This is a genomic window from Leptolyngbya sp. BC1307 (assembly GCF_002286735.1).
Lineage (GTDB): Bacteria > Cyanobacteriota > Cyanobacteriia > Phormidesmidales > Phormidesmidaceae > Phormidesmis.
The window spans coordinates 1-8,378 of sequence record NZ_NRTA01000088.1 but is presented as its reverse complement, the minus strand read 5'-3'; the positions used below and the strand labels follow the sequence as shown (position 1 = coordinate 8,378).

Annotated in this window: 9 protein-coding genes and 2 pseudogenes; 8 read left to right on the top strand and 3 right to left on the bottom strand. The window is 50.6% G+C overall.

The annotated features are described in order from the left end of the window. The first annotated feature begins 339 nt into the window (after positions 1–339). On the top strand, positions 340–783 hold the full coding sequence (locus CKL79_RS21555) for a DUF4079 domain-containing protein (protein ID WP_121971595.1): 444 nt from the start codon (positions 340–342) through the stop codon (positions 781–783). A 57-nt stretch (positions 784–840) separates the two neighbouring features. Next, on the top strand, positions 841–1,221 hold the full coding sequence (locus tag CKL79_RS21550; RefSeq protein WP_121971594.1) for a VOC family protein: 381 nt from the start codon (positions 841–843) through the stop codon (positions 1,219–1,221). Positions 1,222–1,597: 376 nt separating this feature from the next. Here CKL79_RS21550 and CKL79_RS21545 read toward each other — a convergent pair whose 3' ends face one another. Then, entirely contained in the window at positions 1,598–2,089 is a 492-nt protein-coding gene (locus CKL79_RS21545; RefSeq protein ID WP_121971593.1) for a MarR family transcriptional regulator, read from the bottom strand. 139 nt (positions 2,090–2,228) lie between these two features. Between CKL79_RS21545 and CKL79_RS21540 the strand changes: the two genes are divergently transcribed. The 4 genes and pseudogenes from CKL79_RS21540 to CKL79_RS24045 form a co-directional block, all read left to right on the top strand. Continuing rightward, positions 2,229–3,092: an EamA family transporter gene (locus tag CKL79_RS21540; protein WP_121971592.1), complete on the top strand. Its 864-nt coding sequence runs from the start codon at positions 2,229–2,231 to the stop codon at positions 3,090–3,092. A 55-nt stretch (positions 3,093–3,147) separates the two neighbouring features. After that, positions 3,148–3,558 (top strand): RidA family protein, encoded by a 411-nt coding sequence (locus CKL79_RS21535; RefSeq protein WP_121971591.1) that lies wholly within the window; start codon positions 3,148–3,150, stop codon positions 3,556–3,558. 45 nt (positions 3,559–3,603) lie between these two features. Further along, positions 3,604–4,263 carry an NAD(P)H-dependent oxidoreductase gene (locus CKL79_RS21530; RefSeq protein ID WP_121971590.1) on the top strand — a complete coding sequence of 220 codons (660 nt, stop codon included), beginning with the start codon at positions 3,604–3,606 and terminating at the stop codon, positions 4,261–4,263. Positions 4,264–4,807: 544 nt separating this feature from the next. Then, positions 4,808–5,047, top strand: a pseudogene (locus CKL79_RS24045) (IS4 family transposase); the annotation flags it as partial. Between the two features lie 299 nt (positions 5,048–5,346). On the opposite strand, the gene CKL79_RS21520 reads toward CKL79_RS24045, so the two are convergent. After that, positions 5,347–6,459, bottom strand: a complete 1,113-nt coding sequence (locus CKL79_RS21520; protein ID WP_346427078.1) for a PQQ-dependent sugar dehydrogenase — start codon at positions 6,457–6,459, stop codon at positions 5,347–5,349. A gap of 329 nt (positions 6,460–6,788) precedes the next feature. Between CKL79_RS21520 and CKL79_RS21515 the strand changes: the two genes are divergently transcribed. Beyond that, positions 6,789–7,451 carry an intradiol ring-cleavage dioxygenase gene (locus CKL79_RS21515; RefSeq protein WP_121971588.1) on the top strand — a complete coding sequence of 221 codons (663 nt, stop codon included), beginning with the start codon at positions 6,789–6,791 and terminating at the stop codon, positions 7,449–7,451. A gap of 50 nt (positions 7,452–7,501) precedes the next feature. Then, positions 7,502–7,837: pseudogene (locus CKL79_RS21510) on the top strand (Rieske 2Fe-2S domain-containing protein); the annotation flags it as partial. A 76-nt stretch (positions 7,838–7,913) separates the two neighbouring features. On the opposite strand, the gene CKL79_RS21505 reads toward CKL79_RS21510, so the two are convergent. Next, a partial coding sequence (locus CKL79_RS21505) for a transposase (protein WP_141242274.1) occupies positions 7,914–8,378 on the bottom strand: 465 nt, incomplete at its 5' end.

Below are 8,378 nucleotides of genomic sequence, written 5' to 3'. Positions count from 1 at the left end.
CTGGTTCCAGGAAGTGCCACTGGCCAAAACAAGAGTGTCTCGATTCAAGGCGCTAGAGCCTGCTTAATTGCTACTTTCGGAGTTAGCCAACAGTGTCGTATAGAAGCGGAGACAAAATGGTTGCTAAGACTGAAACGCTTTGCTATCAGAGGTTCAGTCCCTGAATATTTCTCCCTCATTAAAGTTCGTTCTGGAGCTTAATGACGACGAAACCAGTGAAATCTGGTTGGCGGAGGTTGGCAAAATGAGCCTAGCGACCAACATCTCTCAGCTTCTATACGTAGGCGTGTAAGAGCGTCTATAGCGGATATTTAGCAAACACTATGGAAACCTTCAAATATGAGTTATTGGCTTTATGCAATCCATCCCGCTTGGATGTGGGTAGTGTTCGTTTGTACGCTCTACGCGCTTTACTTAGGCATCCAAGTTCGACGTACTCGAACGGCTACCGGAGAGCTGAAGAAAGCTTTGGTAAAGCAGCGATTTGGGAGAAGGCATTATCAACTCGGTGCTTTCCTCTTAGCCTTGATGACAACTGGCAGCGTAGGCGTCTTAGGAATTGAGTACCTCAATAGTGGAAAGCTGTATGTGGTTCCTCATACCGTCGTTGGACTAGGAATGACGGTGCTGATGGCAAACGCCGCAGCCTTAGCTCCTTTAATGCAACAAGGAAAAGAATGGGCACGATACACTCACATCGCGATCGCCCTCGTGATTACCATACTGTTTGGATGGCAGGTCATCACAGGCATCCAAGTCGTTTTTGAAATTGTCAATGGCTAGCGAGTCGCTTGATATAACGATTGTCTAATTTTTGATGTTATTGGAGATCTAATTGAAATGGGCACTCATGCTTTGAATGTCACGGCCCTCGACCACGTTAACCTCTGTGTCAAGAACCTAGATGAAAGTGCTGCTTTCTATCAAACTCTCTTTGGTTTTGAAATAAAAAAAGAGCAACCAGAAGAGAACTCCCGAATTATCGGCAACGATGCTGTTAAGCTCTGTCTCTACGAGGATTCTAAAAAAGCTCATCCTGGAGGCATCGGTCATTTCGGCTTCCATGTGCAAAACTTCTCAGACATTGTTGAAAAATGCGAGTTGATGGGAGTTCCTATGCCCTACGGCGTTGTTGATTGGGAGAAGTCTCGATCCGTATACATCATAGATCCCAACGGCTATGAAATTGAGTTAAGTGAAATTCAAGGCGGTGGTCTATGAGGGTAGTGTGCTAGACCTGTGTGGCGGTGCATAAGACTCGTGAGACTGTGCAAAATTTAGTCCAAAATATGAAGAAGATATCTTTAAAAGCGCTTTGCTTTCAGACCTTTCGTCTGCATTTTAGTTGCTTTGCCCGGTTGCTGAAACCGCAACTAACCTGAAATCTCAATAACCCTATAGATAAATAGCTACAGCGATTTATATTTATGACCTCTGGACTAACGTTTTGCTGTCTCATCTGAGAATGAACCGATTTCACCCGCTTTCAGTCTCATCTCAAAGCTATAAACACTAATCTTATGATAAGACAAAACCGTTCATAGATGAGTAGGAGGCATTTATCGTTCACCTATCTATCCGGAAGTTAAAAACTGTTCTATTCCTCTAGGGAAACTAAAAGCTGGCGCATCAGTCCAGCCAAATCTTCAAGCTCTAACTTCTTTAAACCACTCAGGATACGATGCTCGTTCTCTACGTGAGCGGTTACCGCTGCTTCGATGAGATGGAAACCTTTATCGGTCAGGCTAATCAGCGTACCCCTGCGATCACGCTCGTCAGCCAGCCGCTCCACCAGCCCCATCTTCTCCAGCTTATCCACTCGGTTTGTCATCGTCCCAGACGACACCATCATCGAGTTATACAGCTCGGTCGGCGTGAGCTGATAGGGTGCACCATTTCGCCGCATCGTTGCCAGCACGTCAAACTCGCCAGGGTTCAGGCCATATTCAGCAAAAACTTCGCCAATCGCCTTTTGTAAATACTTATGCAGCCGGGCAACCCTGCCGACGATGCCCATCGGTGAGGCATCTAAATCGGGTCGCTCCTTCTGCCACTGCACCAAAATCTCATCTACGAGATCGGAAGTCATTAAATATTTGCCTTCAATTCCTTTGATATCAACAATCTTAGCAGCAAGATAAGCCGAGGAACCTCAGGGCTAAGTATCTTATCTTCAAGATAGATGCTAAAATCTCACCATCAAGTATCTTAGTGTTGAGATATTTCAAATGAAAGCCTTTTCTGCTCGCTTTTCAGACATTTTGCTAACGGCAATCGCGCCTATTTCCTGGGGCACGACTTACGCTGTAGCGACTGAGTTTTTGCCAGCGGGCCATCCGCTCTTAGTGGCTTCGATGCGATCGCTGCCCATCGGCATACTGCTCACCATCGGTCTTAGAAAGCTGCCCAAAGGCGTTTGGTGGTGGCGCATGTTAATTTTAGGCGGTCTGAACATCGGTGTCTTTCAAGCGCTTTTGTTCGTCGCGGCCTATCGCCTGCCGGGAGGCGTCGCTGCGACGACAGGCTCCATTCAGCCTTTGCTAGTGGGATTTTTTGCTTGGTCGCTATTGGGGCGAAGACCTTCCTGGCTGTCTGTAGTGGCTGCGATCGCTGGCTTCATCGGCGTCGGGCTGCTTGTACTTGGCCCCGAAGCGCAGCTCGACGCGATTGGCATCATTGCTGCCCTAGCTGGAGCAGTCGCGATGGGACTAGGGACAGTGCTCGTTAAGAAATGGCAACCGCCAGTTTCGCTAATCGTTTTTACAGCTTGGCAGCTAGCGATTGGCGGACTGCTGCTGCTGCCTGTGGCTCTCATTACAGAGGGGCCTTTCGTCGAAATCACCCGCACCAACCTATGGGGATTCATCTATTTGGGCCTCATTGGCACCGCGCTAGCTTATGCGCTTTGGTTTAGGGGAATTGGCAAGCTCACGGCTACAGCGGCGGCTTATTTGGGACTGCTCAGCCCAGTCGTCGCGACGCTAATCGGCTATTTCTTTTTACAAGAGACCCTATCGATTGTTCAAACAACTGGCATTGCGGTCGTGCTCGTTAGCGTTCTCATCGGACAACAAAGTCAAACAGAAAGTTAACCATCGCGAACTAGAAAAGCTTTCAAGCAACATAAAACAACCCAGAGGACTCAAAATGACTCAAGCACTTCAGCACATCAACCCTGCCGAACTAGGTAACCCCTCTCACTACGGATTTACAAACGTCGTTATCGTCCCTGCCAACAAAACGCTGGTATTTATTGCCGGTCAGGGCGGTCGCGATCCACAGGGCAACATGGGCGACTTTGAAACTCAGCTCGAACAGGCGTTTATCAATCTGCGAACAGCCTTAGCAGCAGCGGGCGCAGTACCAGAACAGGTCGTGAAAATCACTCTGCTTTCAGTCAATCACAATGCCGAAAAACAAGCGCTCATCTCAGCCAAACGGAATGAGATGTGGCCAGACGAATTAATTAAACCGGCTAGCACGCTTATTCCTGTTCCTCGCTTGGCGGGGGATGAAATGCTGTTTGAGATAGATGCGACCGCAGCCATTCCAGTGTGAAACCTACAAATCCTGTCGTTTTCAAACCCAAATTACAAAACAAAAATGAACAAGCCAGACCTTACCCCCGATCAGATCATTCAAGCACTCAACTGGCGCTATGCCACCAAAAGATTCGCTCCCGACAAGAAAATCCCAGACGACGTATGGAAGGCACTAGAACAAAGCCTGGTGCTCGCGCCCTCCTCATTTGGAATGCAGCCCTGGAAATTTTTCGTCGTTCGTAATCAAGAAACTTGTCAGCAGCTCATCGAACATTCTTTCAACCAAGACAAGGTAGCTGAAGCCTCTCATTTGGTTGTACTTGCAATTAAAAAAGACATCGGTGCAGATGACGTGACGTGCTACATCGACTGCGTTTCTGAGGTTCGCAATGTGCCTAAAGACAAACTAGAAGGGCTGTTGAATCTGATTGAAGGCTATTTGAACGAGCCGCCTTTTCCGCTACAGCCGGATAAGTGGTCGGCCAAACAGGTCTACCTTGCGCTCGGGTTTCTTCTCTACAGCGCCGCTATGTTGGGCATCGACACCTGCGCTATGGAAGGTTTTGTTCCTGCCAAGTACGACGAAATTCTAGGATTGCCAGAGCAAGGATATTCTGCCGTTGTGCTTTGCACAGCCGGTTATCGCGCTGAAGACGATGATGCAGCCGATCAGGCCAAGGTTCGCTACAAAACAGAGAGCGTTGTACAGTGCATCGATTAGACGATCTCTAGGCGGACATAACGCTGGGCGATCGCGCTAAGGATGCTAAGTTGGCTAGCGTTTTTCTTGGGTTGGACTTAGGGACGGATGGGGCGAGGACGATCACGGTCAGACCGCAAGGCCAGACCGTCGCGCAGGTCAACTAGGGGTCGCTTATGCCTCGTCGCAGCGCACGAATAGCGACGGCGGCTGACCCGTTGGGGTATTCTCGAACCGAATGCTGTCATCCTGACCGCCTGGCTCGATCCGGTAGGTAGTCGCCTCAGGGCGCACCTCTATTGCGCCTTCCTGCTGGAAAAACGTCGCGTCGATGTCGTAGCCCCCATCCCGGAGTTTGACCGAGGCCCTTGTATAGAGTTAGAGAAATTTTGGCCTCTAAGCCTGAAATCCTTTCATAGCAACGCTTTCACGTTTGAGTATTTATGCTCAGTCTTGATAGGCTGTATGCAGAGGAAACGCCTGAAAGCATTGAAAACTCGTTCGTTGTGGAGTATCAAGAATCCTTAGAGACCAAAATTTCTCCATGTCTATACAGAAGCCTGATAGGGCCAGGCTCTCGCTTCAGGGCACACGCCAACACTTCGCTCAGAGTCTCGCACCACTAGCCATTGCGTCCACAACTATCGGCCAGCGGTTGTTTGCTCACCTGCTAAAAGCGATCGCTTCAGACTTACTTCCACTTCGGCCTGACCGACATGAACCCAGAGTGGTGAAACGCAGACCGAAACCTTTTCCTCGAATGCGGCAACCTCGCGCTGTCCTCAAAGCTAAGCTGGCTGCTTAATTCAGCTCAAATCAGTGCCATTGCTCTATAGATGGCTAATGGGCTGTGAGTCCGAAAGCAGCTGAATACCAATAGTTTGGCAAACTGCGGGCGACAAGCTGACGGCGATGGAAAGATTGGGACTCGTATTCGGCGGTCACAACCGACTGCTAACAGCAAGCCGCTAGCCTAACTGATCGCGCTCAAAGTGTAACCCTCGCCTGAACCATTCCAAAAGTTCTCCTTCGTTTATTTTGTCTTGTTGTGTGTCTAATAATGTGCTAATTTCCCAACGATCGCTTAATCCAGTCGCCGACTGCTTAACCGGGCTCCAACCGCACTAGACGACCATTAGGTTCATCCGTCAGAACGTAAATCCATCCGTCTGGGCCTTGGGCCACATCCCGCACCCGTTGCCCAATATCGATCGGGGTTTGGCTGAGGACGGCTCCTGAGGCATCTAGCTTAATGTGCTGAATAGATTGCGAGACGAGTCCACCCGCAAACAAGTCGCCCTGCCACTGCGGGACTCGGTCGCCCCGGTACACCGCCAGTCCAGAGGGTGCAATCGAGGGTGTCCAAACAATGAGGGGATCTACCATGCCAGGGCGCGATCGCTCTGATGAAATTTCTCCGCCAGAGTATTCACGGCTGTGGGTCACAATCGGCCAGCCGTAGTTTTCGCCAGCAGCTATCAGGTTCAGCTCGTCACCGCCCTTTGATCCATGTTCTGTCGCCCACACTTGCCCCGTTACCGAATCAATCGCCACCCCTTGAATATTGCGATGCCCATAGCTCCAAATTGCTGGGTCGGCATTAGCGGTATCCACAAAAGGATTGTTGGCAGGGGGCGAGCCATCGTCATTGATCCGCACCAGCGAGCCTAAATGACTGCCTAAATTTTGGGCCTGATTGCGAATCAAGTCGCCTTCTAGTTCGACTGGCGGATTGCCCCCATCGCCAATTGAAACCAGCAGCGTGCTATCTGGCATCCAAACAAGGCGAGAACCAAAGTGCTGAGTCCCTTCTTTTGTCCGGTTCACCTCAAAAATGACCTGCCAATCAGAGAGGTCGCTGCCATCGAACCGAGCGCGAGCAACCCGCGTACGATTAGCCGAACCCGTGCCATCGGCGTAGGTAAAATACACCCACTGATTTTCGGCAAACTGAGGATGGACAGAGACATCCATCAAGCCACCCTGCCCTCGGGCGAGCACCTCGGGTAGGCCGCTCACAGGGGTCGGATCGAGCACCCCGTCTTTAATAATGCGCACTCGCCCCGGTCTCTCAGTGACCAGCATCGTGCCGTCTGGTAGCCAGGTGAGCCCCCAGGGATGCTCTAGTGACTCTACTAGGGTGACGACCTGCGGCGTGGGAACCTGTGTGAGCAGTTCATTTGAGGGCGCTGCCTCCGAGGACTCCGAGGACTCCAAGGGCGCAGTGGCAGGTGAGGCACATCCAGATAGCGCCAAACCAATGATTAAGACCTTAGCCACGTAAAGAGAACAGCCTCTAATACTTGCCATAATTAAACCGAATTGAGGGGCTCGTGAGACTCATGAAGCAGCCCTTCTGTCCTACTTTTCATTTAATCGGATTTTGGCTATTTCGACATTGACTCAATCGTGTAATCGGCTGCTCTATCCCTAGCAGCCGGTGATCACTACCAGCATTCACGAATAGAATGATCGCCACCACCTTCCACAAACTCAGACGCTGTAAGCCAAAATAGAATCACCCCGGATTCCGTTTGGATGGCCTCATGAACGCAAACTTGCCGAATAAAATAGGATTTGGTCGCATCAGCCGTCGGCGCTTCCTGCGGCGATCGCCTCCCTTTCTGGCAGTCTTCACATTTGCAGCTTGCAGCCAAACCGCCCCGAAGTCTAGTCCGCACTTATATTCAGATGCCCATTTAGGCACTAGCCCAAAAAGCCTGTCACCCACCCCTACCTGTGGAGATAGCGGTCTCAGCACCCCTGCTCAAACCCCAGGTCCTTTTTATAGCGCCAACTCACCTCAGCGCCAGTCGCTACTAGAGGCGGATACAGCAGGCAGCCGACTGATCGTGACCGGTCAGGTGCTAACAACAGACTGTGTACCGCTTGCCAACAGCCTGATTGATGTTTGGCAAACCGATGCTCAGGGGCGGTACGACAATACGGGAAACAAGTTACGAGGGCACCAGTTTACGGACGTAAAGGGCCGCTACTGGCTCGAAACCATTGTTCCAGGGCTATATCCAGGGCGGACTCGCCACTTACATATCAAAGTGCAGGCACCTAATCGCCCAGTGTTGACCACTCAACTCTACTTACCCGAAGAGCCTCTAAATGAAAGCGATTTCCTCTTCCAGCCGGAGCTGATAATGGCCATTCAGGACACTGCCGACGGTAAGCAGGCCCGATTTGATTTTGTTCTTTAGTGACATTTCCTAACATAATAGAAGGGTACAAACGGCTTTCCCTCAAGCATATGACGGCTACCCAAAATAAAATCTCGGATTCATCAGTCCTTGAGAGCCTTTCTCCACTGCTAGCGGGTGGGCTAGATCCCGATCACTTTGACTGGGCTGAAGCTTGGTATCCCGTTCACTACGTGAGAGACCTAGATAAAGCCAAGCCAACCCGCTTCACCTTGCTTGAACAGGATGTGGTGATTTGGTGGGAAGCGCGATCGCAAACTTGGCGTGTCTTTGCCGACCAATGCCCCCATCGCCTTGCGCCATTGTCAGAAGGCCGAATTAACAAAGCTGGGCTGCTGGAATGTCCCTATCATGGCTGGGCCTTTGCCGGGAGTGGGGCATGTAAGTACTTGAGTGTTGTGCTCTGACGGTAGAAAAATAATTGAGGCGTTATCTAGCGAGTCATGCAGGCACCCCCTTATTCTACTTGTCAAACAATTTGGCAAACACCTGCGACGCCGATTCACCCTGTTCAAGACAGTCATGAGCAAAGAGGATTAGCTTTTCTATCAGCGCTTGCGATTGCTGGCGACAGACCTGCCCGATGGATTGTGTGAGCTGGGTAGGGCGCTTGCCCGGAGCCTTTGTCGGGGGTGGCAAGCAAGCCAAGTGCAAGATTGAGTAAGCCACGAACACCAACGTCCAATGGGTTTGAATGGATTCAAAGGTTCGCATCCGATACTCATCAAGCCCGAGATATTGCTTTCCATCTCGATAAAAGGTTTCTATCGGCCATCTTTGTAAATATTTGGCGAGCACCTGTTTGGCTGACCAGTCAGCGCGATTGGTCAGCAGCACAGCGTAAGTCCCGGTGAGCTGTGCAGTTTCAAAGCTAATCACTAAACGCAGCTTGCCAAAGCGGGGAATTCGGCAGCAGAAGGTAAAACA

What these genes read in the sequence shown, in the direction of transcription:
- CKL79_RS21555 (WP_121971595.1), top strand. Translation starts at nt 340, where the DNA reads ATGAGTTATTGGCTTTATGCAATCCATCCCGCTTGGATGTGGGTAGTG.
- CKL79_RS21550 (WP_121971594.1), top strand. Translation starts at nt 841, where the DNA reads ATGGGCACTCATGCTTTGAATGTCACGGCCCTCGACCACGTTAACCTC.
- CKL79_RS21545 (WP_121971593.1), bottom strand. Translation starts at nt 2,089, where the DNA reads ATGACTTCCGATCTCGTAGATGAGATTTTGGTGCAGTGGCAGAAGGAG.
- CKL79_RS21540 (WP_121971592.1), top strand. Translation starts at nt 2,229, where the DNA reads ATGAAAGCCTTTTCTGCTCGCTTTTCAGACATTTTGCTAACGGCAATC.
- CKL79_RS21535 (WP_121971591.1), top strand. Translation starts at nt 3,148, where the DNA reads ATGACTCAAGCACTTCAGCACATCAACCCTGCCGAACTAGGTAACCCC.
- CKL79_RS21530 (WP_121971590.1), top strand. Translation starts at nt 3,604, where the DNA reads ATGAACAAGCCAGACCTTACCCCCGATCAGATCATTCAAGCACTCAAC.
- CKL79_RS21515 (WP_121971588.1), top strand. Translation starts at nt 6,789, where the DNA reads ATGAACGCAAACTTGCCGAATAAAATAGGATTTGGTCGCATCAGCCGT.